Source organism: Pseudomonas sivasensis, from assembly GCF_013778505.1.
GTDB lineage: Bacteria > Pseudomonadota > Gammaproteobacteria > Pseudomonadales > Pseudomonadaceae > Aquipseudomonas > Aquipseudomonas sivasensis.
Genome location: NZ_JAAOWU010000016.1, coordinates 151,291 through 173,920 on the forward strand (window position 1 = coordinate 151,291; position 22,630 = coordinate 173,920).

Consider the following 22,630-nt stretch of genomic DNA (forward strand, 5'->3'; position numbering starts at 1 on the left):
ATCAAAGGTTTGAGCGAGCCAGCTGCGGCGAGGGGGCTCGCCTGCGTTGTGCGGCGAAGCAGCCCCTCCCACACTTAAATTAAAAGCTGTAAGTCCCCGTCACCACTAGGTTACGCGGCTCCCCCGGCTGAATCTGCGCCACACTGGTTGCTGATTCGTAGTAAGTCTTGTCGGTAATGTTGTTCAGCGCCGCCCGCACGTCCCATTCTTTATGGCGGAACCCGACCAGCGCATCCCAACTGCCATAACCCGGTAGGACCACGGTGTTGAGACTGTCGGCATAACGGTCGCCCACCAGCGTCAGGCCGGTTTCTGCGTACCAGCCCATTTCCGGTTTCCAGGTGATAAACAGGCTGGCATTGCGCTTGGCGACGTCGCTGACGCGCTTGCCTTCAAAGCCATTGTTGTCTTTCTCTACCTTGGCATCCTGCACGCCAACACCGCCGCGTACATACCAATTGCCGACGATCTTGCCGGTGGCCGTCAGCTCCACGCCACGCGAACGCTGAAGGCCGCTGAGCAGGATGATGGTGCGGTCAAGCGGGTCGTTGGTGCGGCGGTTGTAGAGTTCCAGTTCGTACACCGCCAGAGTGGTGCTCAGGCGGTCGTCGAGCCAGTCACTCTTCACGCCGATTTCTTTCTGCTTGGTCAGCTCGGGGCTCAGGTCGTTGACGCTGCCGGCGGCGTTCGGGGTGATGCCGATCAAACCACCCCCTGCCGGTGAGAACGTCTTGCTCCACGAGGCATAGAACGAGTGGTTTTCCAGAGGCGTCCACACCAGGCCGAAACGTGGGCTGGCCTTGCGGCTGTCGACCCCCTCCTGAACATTGAGCAGCTTGTTTTTGGTGCTCACTTCAAACACGTCGTAACGCACGCCGGCCAGCACTTGCCATTGATCATTCAGGCGCAGTTGGTCCTGGACGTAAATGGCGCGGCTTTCGACTTCGGTGTGGTTGTTGCTCGACACGCTCATCCGCCCGGTATGGCTCAAATGACGATTCGGCTGGTTGAGGTCAATGGCCGGCACGGTCAGGCCACCACTGTATAGCTTTGGATCGCGACGTTGGCTGCCCAGCTCAAGGCCAGTGAGCAGGCGGTGCTCCAGGCCATAGGTACTGAAACTGCCTTCGAGCTCGACGTTGTTGAAAATGTTGAGGGTGGTCAGGTCCTGTTGCCAGCGTTGGCGCGTCACGCGGTTGTTCGCAGGGTTGTAGCCGGTTTGGTAGGTATTGTCGAAATCGCTGTCGAGCTTGAACACGCCCAGCGTCTGGCGCAGTTGCCAGTTGTCGTTGAGCTCGTAGGTGAGCTTGGAGCGCAGGGATTGGGTTTTGTCGTCGATGTAATCGCGGCTGTCGCCGTAGGTGGTGCTGCGGCTCACATCCGCTGGGCGCCCGTTGACGCCGGGCACGCCGCGATCAGGCGTGCGGTTGTAGCGGCTGTATTCGTATTGCACCAGCCAGTTCAGGTTAGGCGTGAGTTGCCAGCTCATGGACGGTGCAAACAGTTGGCGGCTGCCGCTGACGTCGTCGCGAAAGCTGTTGTTGTCCTGGTTACCCATGTTCAGGCGCAGGCTGATGTTATCGGTGGGGTCAGTGCTCAGGTCGGCATACAGGCTGCGCAAATCGTTGCTGCCGCCTTGCGCCTCGATGCTCGATTTGTGCCCGGCCGTTGGCAACTTGCTCACGCGGTTGACGATCCCTCCCTGACCGCCTCGCCCGTAAAGCACTGCTGCCGGGCCTTTGAGCACTTCGATGCGCTCGATGTTATGCAGGTCGCGCACGTACTGGCTGTCGTCGCGAATGCCGTCCAGGTAGAAGTCATTGCTCGCGTCAAAACCACGGATGCGCACACTGTCGAAACGTGTATCGGCGCCGCTGCTCACGTTGGGGATGCCGCTCAACGCCTGGCCCAGGTCGTTGGTGCCGTAGGACCGCAGGTTCTCAGTCTTCACCGAATCAATAGCCTGAGGCACATAACGCACGGGAGTGGCAGTGCGCGTGGCGGTGCTGGTTTCCTTGATGCGCGGGTCATCTTCGTCAGCTTCGGCGCTGATCGAGGTCTCGGGCAAGGTGGTGGCCGCACAGGCAAAACCGGCAGACAGCAGAAAAGAAAGCCCAAGAGTCATGGGTGTCAGGCGAGGGGCAGGCATTGGGAAAAGTATCCAAAATGTTTGGGAGGAGAAAACGCGCTAATGGTAATGCTTTGCATTTGCGTACGTTATCTATTACCAAACGTATCTACTTTGATATGTGTTACTGGATGTGTTTTTTTCTTGTATGCGACAAGATTTTTGTCGTTTTCAGACAGGCTATAGGCCTTTGCTTAGAATTATTTCGCCTAAATACAGACGATTCGCGAAATTGACACATAGTTCAACCCGCGACTAGGATTGCGCCCAACGCCTGTGGCTAACCGCCATGACTCATCTAATAAAAAAAGGCCCGCGGCATGTTCAGTCGTCCGCGGGCCTTCTTTTTTCCGGAAAAGTCGACACCAGAAAAGCGACATGGAGCCTGGTGTCACAGTGCGTACTCAACCAGAAATAAGGAATACAAGAAAATGTTGAAGCAACGGATGAGTCTGATCGCTCTGGGGATTTTGAGCGCATCGGCAGCAATGGCAAACGACCAGGAGCAATCCAAGGGTTTCGTTGAAGACAGCCACCTGAACATCGCAGCACGTAACGCTTACATCAGCCGTGACTACAAAAACGGCAAGCAAGACAAAGCTGAATGGGGCCAGGGCTTCATCGGCAAGTTTGAGTCCGGCTTCACCCAAGGCACCGTTGGTGTGGGTGTGGACGTGATCGGTCAGTACGCTATCCGTCTGGACGGTGGCAAAGGTCGCAGCGGCGCGGGCGGTATTAACTTCTTCAAGCAAGGTGACAGCGGCGCAGCAGCCGACGACCTGGCCAAGGGCGGCGCCGCGGTGAAGTTCCGCGTATCGAACACCGTGCTCAAGTACGGGGATCAAATGCCGGCCGTTCCTGTGCTGCAGTACGACAACTCTCGTCTGTTGTCGGAAACCTACACCGGTACCTCGATCGTTTCCAAAGAGATCGAAGGTCTGCAACTGGACGCAGGTCGCTTCACCAAGGAAGCCCAAAAAGGTGCTGAAGGCACCGACAGCGGTAACCTGAAGAACATCAGCTACCTGGGCGGCAGCTACAAATTCACCGAAAGCCTGTCGGCTGCGCTGTACGCTTCCGACATGCAAGACGTGCTGAAGAAGCAATACGTCAACGTCAACTACGTGCTGGCCCTGCCAGAGAAACAGTCGCTGACCTTTGATTTCAACGGCTACAAAACCAAGCTGGACAGGAGCTTCGCCGAGCAACGCGGTAATGGCGACGCGCGCGACAACAAAATCTGGAGCCTGGGCGCTACATGGGCTGTTGGTGCGCACAGCTTCACCTTGGCCCATCAGCGCAGTACCGGCGATACCGGTTACCTGTATGGCGGCTACCGTGACAATACCGTGGACACCGGCATCGGCGACGGCGGCAACACCATCCTGCTGGCCAACTCCTACTGGTCCGACTTCAACGGCAAGGACGAGCGCTCCTGGCAAGCCGGCTACGGTCTGGACTTCAGCACCTTCGGCGTGCCTGGCCTGACCTACAACGTGGCCTACGTTCGCGGTACCAACATTGACGACGGCAGTGGCCGTGGCAATGGCACCGAGCGCGAGATCTTCAACCAGTTCAAATACGTCGTTCAGAGCGGCCCAGCCAAAGACTTGAGCCTGCGTGCTCGTGCCTCGTGGTTGCGCGTTTCCAGCAATGCCGACAAGTACAACGTAGGCGGTAACGAAATCCGTCTGTTCGCCGACTACCCGATCAACGTTTTCTAACTGATCGCACGTCGCGCCTGATTCCAGGCGATAAAAAACCCCGACTGGTTCGGGGTTTTTTTATGTGCGCGTATCAGTCCTGGCGGCTCTGCAAAATCTTGCGCGCCAACGCTGCATTCTTGTAGTCGAGCATCAAGGACAACCCTTCATAGGGCTCTATCTTTTTATTGTCGATACAGAGCTGTGCCATCAGCAGCAGCACTTGGCGTTTCTTTTTATTAATTCGCACACCGGGAACGCCGAACGCTGTCTTGCGCGTTGCAGGTAATGGCGCCTCGGGCGTCAATTGAAGCGTTATCCAAATGCCCTGGACGAATTGCAGCGAAATCTCTTCGATATGTTCGATGGGCAGCGGCTGCGCCAGGTTATTGAACACAAAATGTTCCGGCGTCAGGCGCAATGCGGTCTGCGGCGCACGCATGAATCGGCGGATCCCCAGCCACAGCAGGGCCAGCCCAATAACACCCAGGCAAGCGCCCGCGCCGACTGCCGACAGCGGCGTGCCTTTCAAACGCTCCGGGGCGAGCCAGACCCGGCTCAAGATAAACAATGCAGCCAACACAAAGGGCAGGCCCGACAGCGCCATCAGTACCCCGCGCCACTGTCCTCCTTCATGCAATCTACGATCACCTTCGGTCGAAGCGGCCAGGGTTTCCAGCAGATGGGTATGCGCGGTGTTCTCTGACTCGGCCACTTCCATCACGTCGCCAGACAGCTGCGCGCGCAGGGCCTGTGGTGCGCTGAAGCAGGCATCTATCTGAGCATTCGCCGCGTCGCTATCCACCGCGCGGGTTGCGCTGCGCAGGGCATCGTCCAGCGAAACGTTCAGCGCCTGCAGGCGTTCGCCGTTGGAGGGATGGGAGTCGGTTGGGTGCGGTTGATGTATCGCCAAGGCTTCGGGCGGCAGTTGCAATTGGCACTCACGCAAGGTCGCGAGCACGGCGTCGGGCAGATCTGTCGCCGAGGCAGCGTCACACAGTGCCAGCAGTGAGTCCTCTATGTGCGGTTGCAACACCGAGACCCGCAACAGCGCTGACGCCGCAGCTGTACTGCCTACCAGTCGCGCACCAGCCGCATCCGCCAGCAATTCGCGCTCACGGCTCCAGTGGTTAACCGCGTCATCAAAGCGCTGCATGAAAAACACACCGAACATGAACGACGGCCGCATCAGCCATCCCTGGATAACATCGCTGGCCAGCATCGTGTTCAACAGCGCTTCCAGGCTGCGATTAACCCCGTCGTAGATCGGCAAAAAACGCAGGCTGTATTCCGTGTCTTTCCCAGCAAAGTGCGCCAGCTCATGGCCGATCACCGCGCCGACTTCCTCGCGACTCAACAGGCCCAGATACAACAGCGGCACATGCAAGGTCCGCCCCTGCAGCGAAGTGTTCGCCGGTTGCACAGTGGCCTCGCTGGACGTCACGTAAAAGCCCTGAGCCAGGCTCACCACAATATGGTCCGGTGGCAGCGCGCCGAGTTTGCCCGCCACTTCGTTCACATTGCGCCACAACCCCGGCGCCTGCTCGGGCGTCACCACCTGCCCGAACATCTCCAGCGGTTCAGGCGTGAACATCCCCAGCATGTGGCGCAACTGTTTAAGCAACTGCCAGATCGAGTACACGCAAAACGCCGCAATCACCCCCAGCACCGCCATCAGCTTGACCTCGCCACTACCCAGCCGGCCTACATGCCACATCGCCAAGCCTTCGTAGCTCAACGCCAAGGCGACGGTCGCCGCCATTGCCACCACATGGCTCACCAGCACGTAGGGCAACCATCGGCTGCCGATGGAGAACACCTGCAACAATGTTTCGCGCGATTGCTGCGCACGTCGTCCCGCCCAGTGCGTAGCAAGCAACGCGGTTACACCAATCAAAGCGGCGAGCAGTCCCAGGCCCATCACCCAGAGCGCGAAGACGCGCCGTGCATGATTGATGCGTTGCGCAGTGGGCAATTCAGCTTCGTTTCTTTCCAGTCGAGCGATGGCTTCCTGAACGCTGATCAGCCCCTCTGGCGCATCGGCGGTGGGCACAGGTTGCATGGCCGCCACCTCTTGCAACTGTTGTTTATAAGTAACGAGGTGGCGCTGGTAATCAATCGACGCCGCAGTAGCGGACTCCGCCCGCTGGCGCTCCCAGCCACCCAGGGCCGTCAGCAGCAACGGGAAAATCACCAGTAGGAAGATCAACTTCAAAGCGTTCATAGAGGTCCGTTCACAACGCGAGGGAATTGGTTATACCGAAAAAGCGGGAACGACGGGATAGGGGCATTTTGATCTGTTGCCCGCCGATGGCAGGTTCAGGCTGATCAGGGTGGAACTCCAGAAACAACAAAGCCCCTGCATTTCTACAGGGGCTTTGTCTTATATGGCGCGGCCGTCGTCGTCTAAAAGCTAGGTGCGGCGGTGGACTTGGCTGAACGGCAAGCCGAATCGGAGAGCGGGGCAGTGGTGTGCGCTTTAAGAACACTCCCTCTTTATCTAACTACCTGACCCCTAAAATCGATGGTATCCATAAGGTTTTTGCGGAGTCCACGGAACGCCAAAACGAAAAAACCCGCCAGAAGGCGGGTTTTTCGGGGTTTCCAGAGATTTTGAAAGTCTTCTCTGGAACCTTGTATGGTGCCGGCACCAGGAGTCGAACCCGGGACCTACTGATTACAAGTCAGTTGCTCTACCAACTGAGCTATACCGGCGTGTTAGGGCGACGATTATAGCGACTGAAAAGGTTCTGTAAACCCCTGAAATCTGACTATTTTTGCGAAAACCCAAGTTTTCGCAAATCTCCCCACATTTCTACGCGTCACCCGCCAAGAATCAACGCTCGTGCATCGCCTCTGCACGGGATTTGATGATCGGTTTGAGCAGGTAGCTCAGGATGCTCTTCTTGCCGGTGATGATGTCCACCGACGCCACCATGCCGGGGATGATCAGCAAGGGCTTCTCATCGGTGCCCAGGTGGCTGCGGTCGGTGCGCAGTTTGATGATGTAGAAGGTGTTTTTCTTCTCTTCATCCATCACGGTGTCGGCACCGATAGTTTCGAGTTTGCCTTTGAGGCCGCCGTAGATGGTGTAGTCGTAGGCGGTGAATTTGATCATGGCTTCCTGGCCGGGGTGGAGGAAGGCGATGTCTTGTGGGCGGATTTTCGCTTCGACCAGGAGTGTGTCGTCGAGTGGGACGACTTCGGCCATGTCGCTGCCGGGCTGGATCACGCCGCCGACGGTGTTGACCAGCATCTGCTTGACGATACCGCGCACGGGCGAGGTGACCATGGTGCGGCTGACGCGGTCTTCCAGGCCTTTGGACGTTGCCTGAGCCTTGCTCAGGTTGGTGCGGGCTTCGTTCAGCTGGGCCAGGGCTTCGCTGCGGAATTTGCCGCGTGTTTCGTCGACCTTGCGCTGCACTTCGTTGATCGCCGCCTGGGCGCGGGGGATGGCCAGGGTGGTGCCGTCGAGCATGCCGCGGGTTTCAACTTCCGAGCGTTTGAGGCGCAGCACTTCTACCGGGGAGATTGCGCCTTGCTGTACCAGTGGCTCGGACATGCCGATCTCCTGGCGCAGCAGGTTCAGGCTGTTGCGGTATTGCTCCTGCTTGGAGCTGAATTCGCGCAGCTCTTGCTGGCGTTGCAGCAGTTGCTGTTGCAGCCCGCCAATCTCATCGGCCAGTTGCTGGCGGCGGCTGAGGTACAGGGATTCTTCGTTCGAGGCCTGGTTAGGCACGGCTTTGCGTGCGGCATCGGTGATGTTCAGCGGGCGGTTATCGACTTCCGCGCTGAGACGCTCCACGCGCAGTTCCATGGCCACGCGGTCGGCTTCGGTTTCGCCGACGTTGGAGGCAAATCGGGTGTCATCCAAGCGAATCAGCGGCGCGCCGGCTTCGACGATCTGGCCTTCGTGCACGTAAATCTGGGCAACGATTCCGCCCTCCAGGTTCTGTATCTTCTGGATGCGCGACGAGGGGATCGCCTTGCCTTCGCCCTTGGTCACTTCGTCGATGATCGCGAAGTGTGCCCACAGCAGCAGGAACACGAAGAAGCCGATCACGGCCCAGATGGTCAGGCGCACGATGCGTGGTGCGTCGTCGATCAGCGCCTTTTCGACTTCGGGCAGTGGTTGATCATCGAGCGAGTCGCTGCCCTTGAAGTAGCGGAAGATGACGTCTTTCCAACGGCCTGGGCCGGACTTAAGCAACACTGATCTGCCCCTTTTTCAGCGCTTCCATAACGGCCGCTTTTGGACCGTCTGCGAGGATCTGGCCACGGTCGATCACCAGCAGGCGATCTACCAGGCTCAGCAGCGAAGCACGGTGGGTGACGAGAATCACCGTCTTGTTTTCGATCACCGACTGCAAGCGCTGTTTGAGGCGCTCTTCACCGGTGTTGTCCATGGCGCTGGTGGGTTCGTCCAGCAGCAGAATCGGCGGGTTCAGCAGCAGCGCACGGGCCAGGGCAACGTTCTGGCGTTGACCGCCGGAGAGGTTCTGCCCACGCTCGCCCACTTGCAGCTCGTAACCTTGTGGGTGCAGCCTGGCGAACTCATGCACGCCGGCGAGTTCTGCGGCTTGCAGCACCATCTCATCGTCCACGTAGCGCGCACCCGAGACCAGGTTGTCGCGCAAGGTGCCGGCCAGCAGTTGGATGTCCTGGGCGACGTAGCCGATGTTGTGGCGCAATTCGCTGACGTCGATCTGGCGGATGTCTACACCGTCCACCAGCAACGAGCCGGAGTCCGGCTGATACAGGCCGACCAGCAGCTTGGCCAGCGAGCTTTTGCCCGAGCCGCTGCGGCCGATGATGCCGATTTTCTCGCCGGGACGAACATTCAGGTTGATCCCGCGCAGAGCCAGGGTTTGCTGGTTCGGGTAGGTAAAGTCGACTTCGCGGAACGTCATCGCGCCTTGCAGGGTTTTGCGGCTAAGCGGGCGTTCGTCGAAGTTGCGTTCCTGCGGCAGTTCCATCATCTGGTCCACCGAGACCATCGTCACCTTGGCTTGCTGGTAGCGCGTCAGCAGGCCCGACAGCTGGGCCAAGGGGCCAAGCGCACGGCCGCTGAGCATGTAGCACGCCACCAGGCCGCCCATGCTGAGGGTGCCATCGATGATTTGGTACACGCCGAAGATAATCATCGCCACGCCCGCCACTTGCTGGATCAGCAAAGTGATGTTCATCGCCAGGCCGGACAGCACTTTGACTCGCAGTTCCAGGCGGCTGAGGGTGCCAATGGTTTGTTCCCACTGGTACTGACGTTCGCTTTCGGCGTTGTTGACCTTTACCGCGTCCAGCCCGGCGAGGGTCTCGATCAGGCTCGATTGACGCTCGGCACCCAGGGCCATGGTGCGCTCAAGTGTTGCCGTGAGCGGTTTTTGCAGGAAGTGGCCGATGCCCAGGGCGAGTGGGAAGGCGACGATGGGAATCCACACCAAGTGGCCCCCCAGCAGCGCGATCACGCCGAGGATGATCAGGGTAAAGGGCAAATCGATCAGGCTGGCAAGGGTCAGGGAGGTGAGGAAGTCGCGCATCCCCTGAAACTCGTGGATGTTGGAGGCGTAGCTGCCGACGCGCGCCGGGCGCATTTTCATCGACATACCCACGATGCGCTCGAACAGCGTCGCGGAAATAATCAGGTCGGTTTTCTTGCCCGCCAGGTCCAGGCATAGACTGCGCATGCTCTTGAGCAGCAGGTCGAACAGGTAGGCGCCACAAATACCGATGGCCAGCACCCACAGGGTGGCGGTGGCCTGGTTCGGCACGACGCGGTCGTACACGTTCATGACAAACAACGGCGCAGCCAGGGCGATCAGGTTGATCACCAGGCTCGCAGCGATAGCGTCGGCGTACAGCCAGCGGGAGCGTTTGAGGGTGTCTTTGAACCACGAACGTGCGCGGGGGATCAGCGTGCCGCTGGTGACGTCAAATTTATGCTGCGGTTGGGCGAAGAAAACCCGACCGCTGTAATCCTGAGTCAGCGCCTCACGGGTGACCTGGACTTCGCCGCCGTCGCTTTCGCTGAGCAGCAGGCGGGCGGTATCACCCTCCCATCCCAACAGCACCGCACTGCGTCCTTCCTTTAATAGCAACAAGGCCGGCAATGCGATGGACGGGATCTGCTCCAGCTTGCGCTGCAGCAAACGCCCCTGCAAACCCGCCCGGGCTGCTGCGCGCGGCAGCAAGTCCGGGCTCAGGCGCTGCCCCGCCAAGGGCAGGCCGGTGGTCAGCATGGCCCGGCTGGCAGGCTTGTAATGCAGCGAACAGAGAGCCAACAACCCATCTAGCAATGGGTCGTCATGCTGAGCGCGCGGGTCATGGTGAAGTGGCGCCAAACCTATTTCGGAATCCAAGCTGACTCTCTCTTAAACGGTTGTGTGGTCCAACGCCGTCAAGAATCAGTTCATCCCTGGCAGGTTTACCGACGGTTTAATATCGTTTTGCACAACTGATGCCATCGGAGCGACTACGCCCTGACTTCTCAGCAATTGGCCCATGTCGGCCTTAATACGGTACTGGGTGTAAACGTAGAGGCTTTTGATCTGCGCCAAACGTTGCTGAGCGGTGAACAGTTCGTTCTCGCTGTCGAGCAAGTCGAGCAGTGTACGCTCACCGAGGCTGAACTGCTGCTGGTACGAGGTGCGCACTTTGGTGCTGCGGTCGACGTACTGCTGCGCGATCGGCACTTGCTGGCTGGCGTTGTTGTAAGCGTTCCACGCCAGGCCCAACTCTTCGTTCAACTGACGCAAGGCGTTGTTGCGGATATCCAGCGCCTGGGTGGCCTGGGAAGCCTTGGACTGCAGGCTGGCCTTGTCGCTGCCGCCGTTATACAGGTTGAACTGCATGTTCAGCATCGCGGAGTAGCCATTGTCATGGCCCTCTTCGCCGCCGATGTTGTTGTTGGCCGAACGTTGCAGCACTGCATCAAAGCGCGGGTAGAAGGTCGACTTGGCGGCTTCGTACTGCTTTTCGGCAGCGGCGATGTCCGATTCGGCCGAGCGCAGCACCGGGCTGTCAGCAATCATCTGGCGGCGCGCGTCTTCCAGGCTGGCTGGCAGCAGGGTCACCACGCCCAGTGGGCGTTCCAGTTGGTCGGGCTCTTTGCCGACAACGCTGAGGTAGTTGGTGTTGGCGTCAGCGAGGTTGGTCTGCTCGGTGATCAGGTTGTTTTGCGCCTGAGCCAGTCGGGCTTCAGCCTGGTCCATGTCCGCCATTCTTCCGACGCCACGGCTGGTGCGCAGTTTGATCTGGTCAAAAATGCGTTCGTGGCTCTTCAGGTTGTCTTCTGCCAACTGCACCATCTCGCGACGGGTCAAGACATCCAGATAAACCTGAGCAACGGTCAGTGCGGTGCGCTCGGAAGTATTGAGCAGCGCATACCCACGGGAATTGGCGGTGGCTTGTTGGCGGCCGACTTCATTGATGGTGCCAAACCCCTGGAACAAATTTTGTTGCAGGCGGATGGTCGATTCGCCGCGGTTCAGGGTTTTCCAATCGTGGCTGTTGCTGGCGGCGCGGGTCGAGGTGTTGTCCGAGCTTTCACGGCCATAGCCGCCCAGCAGGTCGACTTTAGGCAGGTAACCGCCCTGCGCCTCTCTGACCTGATAGTCAGCAGCAATGCGCGCATTGATTGCGGCCTGGATCTCCGGGTGGTTTTTCACGGCATCTTGCATGGCTTCGGGCAGGGTCTGAGCCTGGACGAAACTGGCGGCTAGAGCAAAAGGCACAGCTTTAAGAAGGTGCAAACGCATTCTGATGTTTCCCCGGGGATTGGTTGCCTGAAAAACCGCAACAAACTTGGAATATTGCATTGGAGTGGCAACTCGAAATGCCCGTTTTTCTAGGGCGCCGGAGGGCGCAAACAGAAAGTCGCGAGGCCGTTTAAATATCAATGTGACATTACCGGGCGGATTGTTTAGGATGACGCCCAATAGGTCAATACCTTGACGGAAAAGTAATTCTCCTGACGGAACAACAAAATATTGACGCCAAATTTCTTACTTAGAAACTACGTACTCCAGCTATTGAATCGGCACCCATGAGACGGCCGGTCACCTTGATGGATACCCCCTGACGGTAATACACGGAGAGTCTTTTATGAGCAGCGTTGCGGTCGTCAAAAGCATTGTCGGTCAAGTGTTCGCAGTTTCCCCGGAAGGGATTCGCCGCCTGCTTGTAGAAGGGGATCGCCTGTTTGCAGGGGAGCAGGTCGATACCGGTGCTTCGGGTGCCGTGTCGCTGGAACTGGCCGACGGCCGCGTCATCGACCTGGGTCGCGACACTCAGTGGAGCGCTAACGCTCCTGACTCGGTCACCGACCTCAGTGCTGCGACTGCTCAAGCTGCACCGTCCGTTGCCGAACTGCAGCAAGCCATCGCTGCCGGCGCTGACCCTACCCAGGACCTCGAAGCCACCGCTGCCGGCCCGACCTCCGCAGGCGCAGACGGCGCTGCGGGTGGCGGTCACAGTTTTGTTGTGCTGGAAGCCACAGCAGGCGTGGTTGACCCCACCATTGGTTACCCAACGACCGGCTTGAATGCCGGTGACGCCGTAGGCACGACCCAAACCGGTGCCGACAACAACGGCGTAGATCCGCGCAACGTCACCATTACCCTGACCGCCACGCCGAGCATCACCGAAGCCGGTGGCGTAGTCGTTTACACCGTATTCATCACCCAGGCACCGACCAGCGACCTGACCGTCACCTTGTCCAACGGCCTCTCCGTTGTGATCGCCGCGGGCCAGACCTCGGGCGTGCTGAACGTCACTTTCGCCGGTAATGACACGCCTTACCTGGACGCCTCGTCGATCTCCGCCACCATCGCCGGCACCTCCGGTGGCGGCAACCTGATCATCACCACCGACCCGGCGCCAGCAGTCACGCAGATCGCTGACACCATCGACACCACCACCGTCACCCTGACCGCGACCCCGTCGGTGAATGAAGGCGGCCAGATCGTCTACACCGCAACGGTGACCAACGCGGCGCAGACCGACGTTGTGATCAAACTGTCCAACGACCTGACCATCACCATTGAGGCCGGTAAAACCACCGGCACGGTCACTGCCGATACGCCTGCCAACCTGGCTGATGGCAAGAACCTGGCCGTCAGCGTCACGATCACCGAAGCGACTGGCGGTAACTACGAAAACCTTGCAATCAATCCTGAGCCGGCCACTTCCACTGTGGTCGCTGTGGATGATCCAAGCGTGTTGGTCGCCGATACCAACACTATCGTCGAAGATAGCGTCGCGACCGGCAATGTGCTGAGCAACGACAGCGACATCGATAACCAGTTGGCTGTCGCTACCTTCAAAGTGGGCAACACGACCTACAACGCCGGCCAGACTGCTGACATCCAAGGCATTGGTTCCATCACCATCGGTGCTGATGGCGCATACGTGTTTACCCCGGTCAAGGATTACAGCGGCGAAGTGCCGCAGATCGAATACACCACCAACACCGGTTCCAGCAGCACGCTGACGATCACAATCACACCAGTCAACGATGCGCCGCTGATCGACGTGACGGGCACGACCCTGGTCGAAAACACCGCAGTCGCGGGCAGTGTGGCGGGCACGTTTGTTATCAGCGATGCAGAAACACCGGCTGGCCAACTGACCGTCACGTTTACGGGTGACAACAACAAGGATGGCTACTACGCCATCGTCGACAACACCGTTGTGCTGACGCAGAAGGGCGCGGACTACGTCAACGCCGGCAACCAACTGCCGAAGATCGACCTGACGGTTACCGATCCCGAAGGCCTCAACTCCAACGCTGCTGGCCAGCCGACCGTGACCCTGGTCAACGATGTGCCCGTGATTGAAATCACGGCTAACACCATTGTTGAAGAAACGGCGGCGGCGGGCACCGTCGCTGGTACCTTCGTTGCCAAAGACGAAGAAACCCCGCGCGATGGTTTGACCATCAGCTTCACCGCTGGCAGCAACGCTGACGGCTACTACGCCATCTCCGGCAACAACGTAGTCCTGACTGAAAAAGGCGCTGACTTCGTTAACGCCGGCAACCAGCTGCCGAAGATCGACCTGACCGTCACTGACCCTGAAGGCCTGAATTCCACTGGCACCGGTCAACCGACCGTGACCCTGGTCAACGACGTCCCAGTAATTGCTGTCACGCCGACCACCATCATCGAGAACACCGCTGAAGCAGGCACCGTCGCCGGTACCTTCGTTGCCAAAGACGAAGAAACCCCACGCGAAAACCTGAATATCAGCTTCACCGCTGGCACCAACGCTGACGGCTACTACGCCATCTCCGGCAACAACGTAGTCCTGACCGAAAAAGGCGCCGATTTCGTTAACGCCGGCAACCAGCTGCCGAAGATCGACCTGACCGTTACCGATGTTGAAGGCCTGAACTCCACCGGCACCGGTCAACCGACCGTGACGCTGGTTAACGATGTTCCAGTAATTGCTGTCACGCCGACCACCATTGTCGAGAACACCGCTGAAGCAGGCACCGTCGCCGGTACCTTCCTTGCTAAAGACGAAGAAACCCCACGCGAAAACCTGAACATCAGCTTCACCGCTGGCACCAACGCTGACGGCTACTACGCCATCTCCGGCAACAACGTTGTGCTGACCGAAAAAGGTGCTGACTTCGTTAACGCGGGTAACCAGCTGCCGAAAATCGACCTGACCGTTACTGACGTTGAAGGCCTGAATTCCACTGGCACCGGTCAACCGACCGTGACCCTGGTTAACGACGTCCCAGTAATTGCTGTCACGCCGACCACCATCATCGAGAACACTGCTGAAGCAGGTACCGTCGCCGGTACCTTCGTTGCCAAAGACGAAGAAACTCCGCGCGATGGTTTGACCATCAGCTTCACCGCAGGCACCAACGCTGACGGCTACTACGCCATCTCCGGCAACAACGTCGTGCTGACCGAAAAAGGCGCCGACTTCGTTAACGCTGGTAACCAACTGCCGAAAATCGACCTGACCGTTACCGATGTTGAAGGCCTGAATTCCACCGGCACCGGTCAACCGACCGTGACCCTGGTTAACGATGTTCCGGTGATTGCTGTCACGCCGACCACCATCATCGAGAACACTGCTGAAGCAGGCACCGTCGCCGGTACCTTCGTCGCGAAAGACGAAGAAACCCCACGCGAAAACCTGAACATCAGCTTCACCGCTGGCACCAACGCTGACGGTTACTACGCCATCTCCGGCAACAACGTCGTGCTGACCGAAAAAGGCGCCGACTTCGTTAACGCGGGCAACCAGCTGCCGAAGATCGACCTGACCGTTACCGATGTTGAAGGCCTGAACTCCACCGGCACTGGTCAACCGACCGTGACCCTGGTCAACGACGTCCCAGTAATTGCTGTCACGCCGACCACCATCGTTGAAAACACTGCTGAAGCAGGCACCGTCGCCGGTACTTTCATCGCGAAAGACGAAGAAACACCACGCGATGGTTTGACCATCAGCTTCACCGCTGGCACCAACGCTGACGGCTACTACGCCATCTCCGGCAACAACGTGGTGCTGACTGAAAAAGGTGCTGACTTCGTTAACGCTGGTAACCAGCTGCCGAAGATCGACCTGACCGTCACCGACGTTGAAGGCCTGAACTCCACCGGCACAGGTCAACCGACCGTGACGCTGGTTAACGATGTTCCAGTAATTGCTGTCACGCCGACCACCATCGTTGAAAACACCGCTGAAGCAGGCACCGTCGCCGGTACCTTCGTTGCCAAAGACGAAGAAACCCCGCGCGAAAACCTGAACATCAGCTTCACCGCAGGCACCAACGCTGACGGCTACTACGCCATCTCTGGCAACAACGTAGTCCTGACCGAAAAAGGCGCCGACTTCGTTAACGCTGGTAACCAACTGCCGAAGATCGACCTGACCGTTACTGATGTTGAAGGCCTGAATTCCACCGGCACTGGTCAACCGACCGTAACGCTGGTTAACGATGTTCCGGTGATTGCTGTCACGCCGACTACCATCGTCGAGAACACCGCTGAAGCAGGCACCGTCGCCGGTACCTTCGTCGCGAAAGACGAAGAAACCCCACGCGAAAACCTGAACATCAGCTTCACCGCTGGCACCAACGCAGATGGTTACTACGCCATCTCCGGCAACAACGTGGTCCTGACCGAAAAAGGCGCCGACTTCGTTAACGCCGGTAACCAACTGCCGAAGATCGACCTGACCGTTACCGACGTTGAAGGCCTGAATTCCACCGGCACTGGTCAACCGACCGTAACGCTGGTTAACGATGTTCCGGTGATTGCTGTCACGCCGACTACCATCGTTGAAAACACCGCTGAAGCAGGCACCGTCGCTGGTACCTTCGTCGCGAAAGACGAAGAAACCCCACGCGAAAACCTGAACATCAGCTTCACCGCAGGCACCAACGCTGACGGCTACTACGCCATTTCCGGCAACAACGTGGTCCTGACCGAAAAAGGCGCTGACTTCGTTAACGCTGGCAACCAGCTGCCGAAGATCGACCTGACCGTTACCGACGTTGAAGGCCTGAATTCCACCGGTACCGGTCAACCGACCGTGACCTTGGTTAACGACGTCCCAGTAATTGCTGTCACGCCGACCACCATTGTCGAGAACACCGCCGAAGCAGGCACCGTCGCCGGTACCTTCGTTGCTAAAGACGAAGAAACCCCGCGCGATGGTTTGACCATCAGCTTCACCGCTGGCACCAACGCTGACGGCTACTACGCCATCTCCGGCAACAACGTGGTCCTGACCGAAAAAGGCGCCGATTTCGTTAACGCGGGTAACCAGCTGCCGAAAATCGACCTGACCGTTACCGATGTTGAAGGCCTGAATTCCACCGGCACTGGTCAACCGACCGTGACCCTGGTTAACGACGTCCCAGTAATTGCTGTCACGCCGACTACCATCGTCGAGAACACCGCCGAAGCGGGTACCGTTGCCGGTACCTTCGTCGCGAAAGACGAAGAAACACCACGCGATGGTTTGACCATCAGCTTCACCGCAGGCACCAACGCTGACGGTTACTACGCCATCTCCGGCAACAACGTTGTACTGACTGAAAAAGGTGCTGACTTCGTTAACGCTGGTAACCAGCTGCCGAAGATCGACCTCACCGTCACCGATGTTGAAGGCCTGAATTCCACTGGCACCGGTCAACCGACCGTGACCCTGGTCAACGATGTACCGCTGATCGACATCACGCCGACGACCATCGTCGAAAACACCGCCGAAGTTGGCACCGTCGCCGGTACGTTCAACGCGCGTGACGAAGAGTCTCCGCGTGAAAGCCTGACCATCAGCTTCACCGCTGGCACCAACGCTGACGGCTACTACAGCCTCTCCGGCAACAATGTCGTGCTGACCCAAAAAGGCGCCGATTTCGTCAATGCCGGTAATCAGTTGCCAAAAATCGACCTGACCGTCACCGACCCTGAAGGCCTCAATTCCCACAACACTGGCCAGCCGGCTGTCACGCTGGTCGATGACACCCCAACCGCCGTCGACGGCCGCATCGAGGGCAACGAAGACACCTCGATCGAGCTCACTTGGGCGACTTTCGGTGTGCAGGACGAAGATTCCACGAGCCCGGCAGTGGTGTTCACCAGCCTGCCGGCCGGCTCCATCGAATACAAAGTCGACGGTGAGTGGGTCAAGCTCACCACGGCCGATCTGAAAACTGACACCTCGGCGGGCAAGGCCTTCACTCAGGCTGACTTCGATGCCCACAACGTGCGTTACACCCCGGCAGACAACGAGTCGGGCGACAACAGCTTCGGCAACACCGGCGTGGGCAACAAGCAAGGTGATTACACCGAGCTGAAGTTCCAAGCCACCGACGGCAACTCCTACAGCGATACCAAAACCATCACTGTGGATATTCACCCGGTGACGGATGTACCGGTGCTGACCGTCGGCCAAGTGCCAACCGGTCTGACCATTCAAACCTGGACCGGCAGCAACCTGCCGGGCGAGTTGGGCACTAACGGCCAAGGCGTCACCCAGTCCAGCACCCTGATCAAAGTGATCAACGCCCAAACCGCTGACAGCGCCGCCTCCACGGGCGTGACCAGCAATGTAAGCAACGGCAATGTGGCCGAAGGCACCGCGACCAAAGTGTCCGGTCTGGTTTACCTGGAAGCTGGCAAGAGCTACACCTTCACCGGCTCGGCCGACGACAGTCTGGCTATCACCGTGGGCGGCAAGCTGGTCGCTTCCGAAACCTGGAGCCAGGGCAGCGGTATCAACGGGTCGTCCTACACGCCGACCGAGTCGGGTTACTACACCCTCGACATCTACCACTACAACCAGAACGGCCCGGGCAACTACGACGTCAATGTGTCGATCAACAACGGTTCGTCGGTGTCCCTGGGCAACAGTGGCCTGCAGACCTACACCAGTGCCGCCGCGTTGGAAGCCGCAGGCATGGTCCTGGGCGACAGCCACGTTGTGAATGGCGAAGGCTATTACACCGGCAACGTCTACAACCACGGTCTGGAAGACACCGCGATTAAGATCGCGCCGATCACCGCCACTTTTGTCGACACCGACGGCTCGGAATCCCACAAGGTGGAAATCAGCGGCTTGCCGGAAGGCTCCGTGCTCACCGACGGCACTACCGGCCATAGCATCATCTCAACCGGCGCAAACACGCTGTACGACGTGAGCACCTGGAACCTGAGCACCCTGACGGTTACGCCGTTCAAGGACTCGACGGCCAGTTTCGACTTGACCGTGAAGGCCACCGCCAAAGAGTTGAGCACCGGTGTTGAAGAAGTCTCGACCGGCAAGATCAGCGTCGTGGTCACTGCGGTCAACGACGCGCCTGTACTGGGCAATGGTTCGACCAACGCGTTCGGCGACACCTACATCGAGGGCAAACCCGGCGGCTACGTCGCGGCGAACCTGACCATCACCGACGTCGACAACAGCACCTTGCAAAGCGCCAAGGTCACGCTGGTCAACCACTTGGCCGATGACGTGCTGATCGCCGATGTCAGCAACACCAAAATCACCGTCAGCTATGACAAGGACACCGGCGTACTGACCCTGTCCGGTGAAGCGACCAAGGCTGAGTACCAGGAAGTCCTGCGATCGGTGCACTTCGCCAGCGAAAGCGAAGACCCAAGCCCGGCCAACCGTAACCTGACCATCACCGTGAACGACGGCCAGGCGGACTCCGCGCCTGTGACTTCCGTGATCTACGTGGTACCGGTTAACGATGCGCCGGTTATCAGTTTCGACAGCACTAAGTTTGTCGAGCAGAAAGGTGCGGTGGCACTGGTCGAAAACCTGAGCATCACCGACGTCGACAACAAAACCTTCAGCAAGGTAGTGGTCACCGTTGATCACCTGGTGTCCGGCGACCTGCTCAGCAACGCCGACGTGCTCAAGGCCCTCGCTGTTGCGGGTATCACCATCACCGAAAGCGGCAGCGCCGCCGATGGCAAGATCGTCTACACCCTGACCAGCAACTCGCCAGCCGGCAACAGCGCGGCCGACTTCACCAAGCTGGTTGAAGCGATTACCTTCCAGGCCCCGGGCAACAATCCGGTTGGCACTGATCGCACAGTAACCATCGACGTCACCGATATCGGTGGCGGCAACCTTGACCGTGAGCCACCGGAAACCAGCAGCGCCACCGGCAAGGTCACCGTCGAGCTATTCAACGATGCACCGACAGCAACCGCCACCTCGGCGGGCGCGGACGAAGACCACGCGGCCACCATCGTACTGAGTGGCGCCGATGTGGACGGTTCCGTTGCCCAGTTCGTCATCACCACCTTGCCGGAAAACGGCAAGCTGTATAGCGACGCCAGCCTGACCACCGAACTCAAGGTCGGTGATTCGGTGCCAGCGGGCGCTGACGGCAAGGCGTCGGTTTACTTCTCCCCAACCGCGGACTGGAGCGGCAATACCGCGCTCACCTTCACCGCGGTCGACAATGCTGGTAAAGCCAGCGTCGAAACCACCGCCCCAGTGACAATCGCCCCGGTTACCGATACCCCGCACCTGGGCCTGCTCGGTGGTGGCGTTGTCAGCGCGATCAACTTCGACAGCGCCCCCATCGGCGGCTCCTGGAGCGTCGTCGCGGTTGGCGATGCCAATAACGCAGCCGGCACCAATCCGAATACCCAATGGCAGACCGGCAACGCCGACGGCAAGGTGGAAATCGGCCAAAGCAGCATTTACGGCGTAGAGACCCCAGGCAATAGCCAGGTCATCGAGCTGGAGAAAAACGCCGGCGACGACGCCAGCCTGTACACCATCATCAAAGCGGAAGGCGGCACCGCGTACACCATCTCGGTCGACTACTCGCCGCGTGCAGGCGCTGAGAACAGCTCGGTGATCGACGTGTTCTGGGGCGGCGTCAAAGTCGGCACCCTGGACACCACTGTCGTTGGCATGAAGACCTACACCTTCACCGTGCCGGTCACCGCTGACGGCGATGCCAAACTCGAATTCAAGGCCCCGGCCGGCGATACCAACAACTCGCTTGGCGGCGTGCTGGACAACATCAGCGTTACCCAGGTGCTGAACACTGGCCTGGAAGACCACGCGATCAAGTTGTCTGCGATTGACGCTTATGCGACCGACAAAGACGGCTCCGAGACGCTGAAGCTGGAAATCAGCGGTATTCCAGAAGGCGCGACCATTTCCGACGGCACGCCGGGCCACAGCTTCACGGCCACGGCTGACGTGCAAAGCATCGATATCAGCACCTGGAACAAGGGCACGCTGGTCTATAACCCGGTACCAAACGCCAATGGCCTGGTGAACCTCACCGTCACCGCCACTGCGCAGGATGGTGATGCGGCGCCTAAGTCCGAGTCGATTACGCTGCCGATCAACGTGATTGCGGTCAACGACCTGCCGGTGATTGATGTCGTAGCGAACCCTCTGGTGGAAGGCTCCGTGGCCGAAGGCACCGTTGCCGGTACCTTTACCGTCAGCGACGTTGAGACCCCGATTGCCGATCTGAAAGTGACCTTCACCGGCGACAGCAACAAAGATGGCTACTACACCCTCCTTGGCAACGCCGTGGTGTTGACCCTGGCGGGCGCGAACTTCGTCAACGCGGGTAACAAACTGCCTGCGATTGACTTGACCGTGACGGATGCCGATAAGGGCAGCTCGCACGATGCTGCAACGCCGGATGTGACTCTGGTCAACGACCTGCCGACCATCGAAGTAACCGCGAATCCGTTGGTTGAAGACGCTGTCAGCAAAGACACTGTGGCGGGCTCGTTCACCGTGGGTGACGAAGAAACCCCGGTTGCAAACCTGGTGGTCACCTTCACCGGCGACAGCAATAAAGACGGTTACTACGCCATCGTTGGCAACAACGTTGTCCTGACTCAGGCCGGTGCTGACTTCGTTAACGCGGGCAACAAATTGCCAGCGTTCGATCTGACCGTGACTGATGCAGACAAAGGCAGCGCAACTGCCGCCGCTACTCCGGACGTGACGCTGGTCAACGACCTGCCGACCATCGAAGTAACCGCCAATCCGTTGGTTGAAGACGCTGTCAGCAAAGACACCGTGGCGGGCTCGTTCACCGTGGGTGACGAAGAAACCCCAGTTGCCGATTTGAAAGTCACCTTCACCGGTGACAGCAATAAAGACGGTTACTACGCCATCGTTGGCAACAACGTTGTCTTGACTCAGGCCGGTGCTGACTTCGTTAACGCGGGCAACAAATTGCCAGCGTTCGATCTGACCGTGACTGATGCTGACAAAGGCAGCGCAACTGCCGCCGCTACCCCGGACGTGACGCTGGTCAACGACCTGCCGACCATCGAAGTAACCGCCAATCCGTTGGTTGAAGATGCTGTCAGCAAAGACACCGTGGCGGGCTCGTTCACCGTGGGTGACGAAGAAACCCCAGTTGCAAACCTGGTGGTCACCTTCACCGGCGACAGCAATAAAGACGGTTACTACGCCATCGTTGGCAACAACGTTGTCTTGACTCAGGCCGGTGCTGACTTCGTTAACGCGGGCAACAAATTGCCAGCGTTTGACCTGACCGTGACTGATGCCGACAAGGGCAGCGCAACCGCCGCCGCTACTCCGGACGTGACGCTGGTCAACGACCTGCCGACCATCGAAGTAACCGCGAATCCGTTGGTTGAAGACGCTGTCAGCAAAGACACTGTGGCGGGCTCGTTCACCGTGGGTGACGAAGAAACCCCAGTTGCCGATTTGAAAGTCACCTTCACCGGTGACAGCAATAAAGACGGTTACTACGCCATCGTTGGCAACAACGTTGTCTTGACTCAGGCCGGTGCTGACTTCGTTAACGCGGGCAACAAATTGCCAGCGTTCGATCTGACCGTGACTGATGCTGACAAAGGCAGCGCAACCGCCGCCGCTACTCCGGATGTGACGCTGGTCAACGACCTGCCAACCATCGAAGTAACCGCCAATCCGTTGGTTGAAGACGCTGTCAGCAAAGACACCGTGGCGGGTTCGTTCACCGTGGGTGACGAAGAAACCCCGGTTGCAAACCTGGTGGTCACCTTCACCGGCGACAGCAATAAAGACGGTTACTACGCCATCGTTGGCAACAACGTTGTCCTGACTCAGGCCGGTGCTGACTTCGTTAACGCGGGCAACAAATTGCCAGCGTTCGATCTGACCGTGACTGATGCAGACAAAGGCAGCGCAACTGCCGCCGCTACTCCGGACGTGACGCTGGTCAACGACCTGCCGACCATCGAAGTAACCGCCAATCCGTTGGTTGAAGACGCTGTCAGCAAAGACACCGTGGCGGGCTCGTTCACCGTGGGTGACGAAG

General features: G+C 58.8%; 7 protein-coding genes and 1 tRNA gene. 2 read left to right on the forward strand and 6 right to left on the reverse strand.

The features are described 5' to 3' along the window. Positions 1–79: 79 nt before the first annotated feature. Positions 80–2,149: a TonB-dependent receptor gene (locus G9Q84_RS23060; RefSeq protein WP_181644155.1), complete on the reverse strand. Its 2,070-nt coding sequence runs from the start codon at positions 2,147–2,149 to the stop codon at positions 80–82. A gap of 410 nt (positions 2,150–2,559) precedes the next feature. On the opposite strand from G9Q84_RS23060, the gene G9Q84_RS23065 reads away from it, so the two are divergent. After that, the gene (locus G9Q84_RS23065; protein WP_032884986.1) at positions 2,560–3,852 is read left to right on the forward strand and encodes an OprD family porin; all 1,293 of its coding nucleotides are present in this window, start codon (positions 2,560–2,562) and stop codon (positions 3,850–3,852) included. Positions 3,853–3,925: 73 nt separating this feature from the next. On the opposite strand, the gene G9Q84_RS23070 is transcribed toward G9Q84_RS23065, so the two are convergent. From G9Q84_RS23070 to G9Q84_RS23090, 5 genes are all read right to left on the reverse strand, one after another. Then, complete coding sequence (locus G9Q84_RS23070) at positions 3,926–6,055, reverse strand: M48 family metallopeptidase (protein WP_181644156.1); 2,130 nt, start codon at positions 6,053–6,055, stop codon at positions 3,926–3,928. Positions 6,056–6,470: 415 nt separating this feature from the next. Further along, positions 6,471–6,546 (reverse strand) — tRNA-Thr (locus G9Q84_RS23075). Positions 6,547–6,667: 121 nt separating this feature from the next. Further along, positions 6,668–8,044 (reverse strand): HlyD family type I secretion periplasmic adaptor subunit, encoded by a 1,377-nt coding sequence (locus G9Q84_RS23080; RefSeq protein WP_032884988.1) that lies wholly within the window; start codon positions 8,042–8,044, stop codon positions 6,668–6,670. Next, positions 8,034–10,187 (reverse strand): type I secretion system permease/ATPase, encoded by a 2,154-nt coding sequence (locus G9Q84_RS23085; RefSeq protein WP_032884989.1) that lies wholly within the window; start codon positions 10,185–10,187, stop codon positions 8,034–8,036. The genes G9Q84_RS23080 and G9Q84_RS23085 overlap by 11 nt, the downstream gene beginning before the upstream one ends. Before the next feature lie 45 nt (positions 10,188–10,232). Then, entirely contained in the window at positions 10,233–11,585 is a 1,353-nt protein-coding gene (locus G9Q84_RS23090; protein WP_032884990.1) for a TolC family outer membrane protein, read from the reverse strand. Positions 11,586–11,931: 346 nt separating this feature from the next. On the opposite strand from G9Q84_RS23090, the gene G9Q84_RS23095 reads away from it, so the two are divergent. Then, positions 11,932–22,630 (forward strand): retention module-containing protein (locus G9Q84_RS23095; RefSeq protein WP_181644157.1); only part of this gene is annotated, 10,699 nt, incomplete at its 3' end.

Bases quoted from the DNA above. Each gene is read 5' to 3' on its own strand.
- G9Q84_RS23070 (WP_181644156.1), bottom strand. From the start codon at position 6,055: ATGAACGCTTTGAAGTTGATCTTCCTACTGGTGATTTTCCCGTTGCTG.
- G9Q84_RS23065 (WP_032884986.1), top strand. From the start codon at position 2,560: ATGTTGAAGCAACGGATGAGTCTGATCGCTCTGGGGATTTTGAGCGCA.
- G9Q84_RS23090 (WP_032884990.1), bottom strand. From the start codon at position 11,585: ATGCGTTTGCACCTTCTTAAAGCTGTGCCTTTTGCTCTAGCCGCCAGT.
- G9Q84_RS23060 (WP_181644155.1), bottom strand. From the start codon at position 2,149: ATGCCTGCCCCTCGCCTGACACCCATGACTCTTGGGCTTTCTTTTCTG.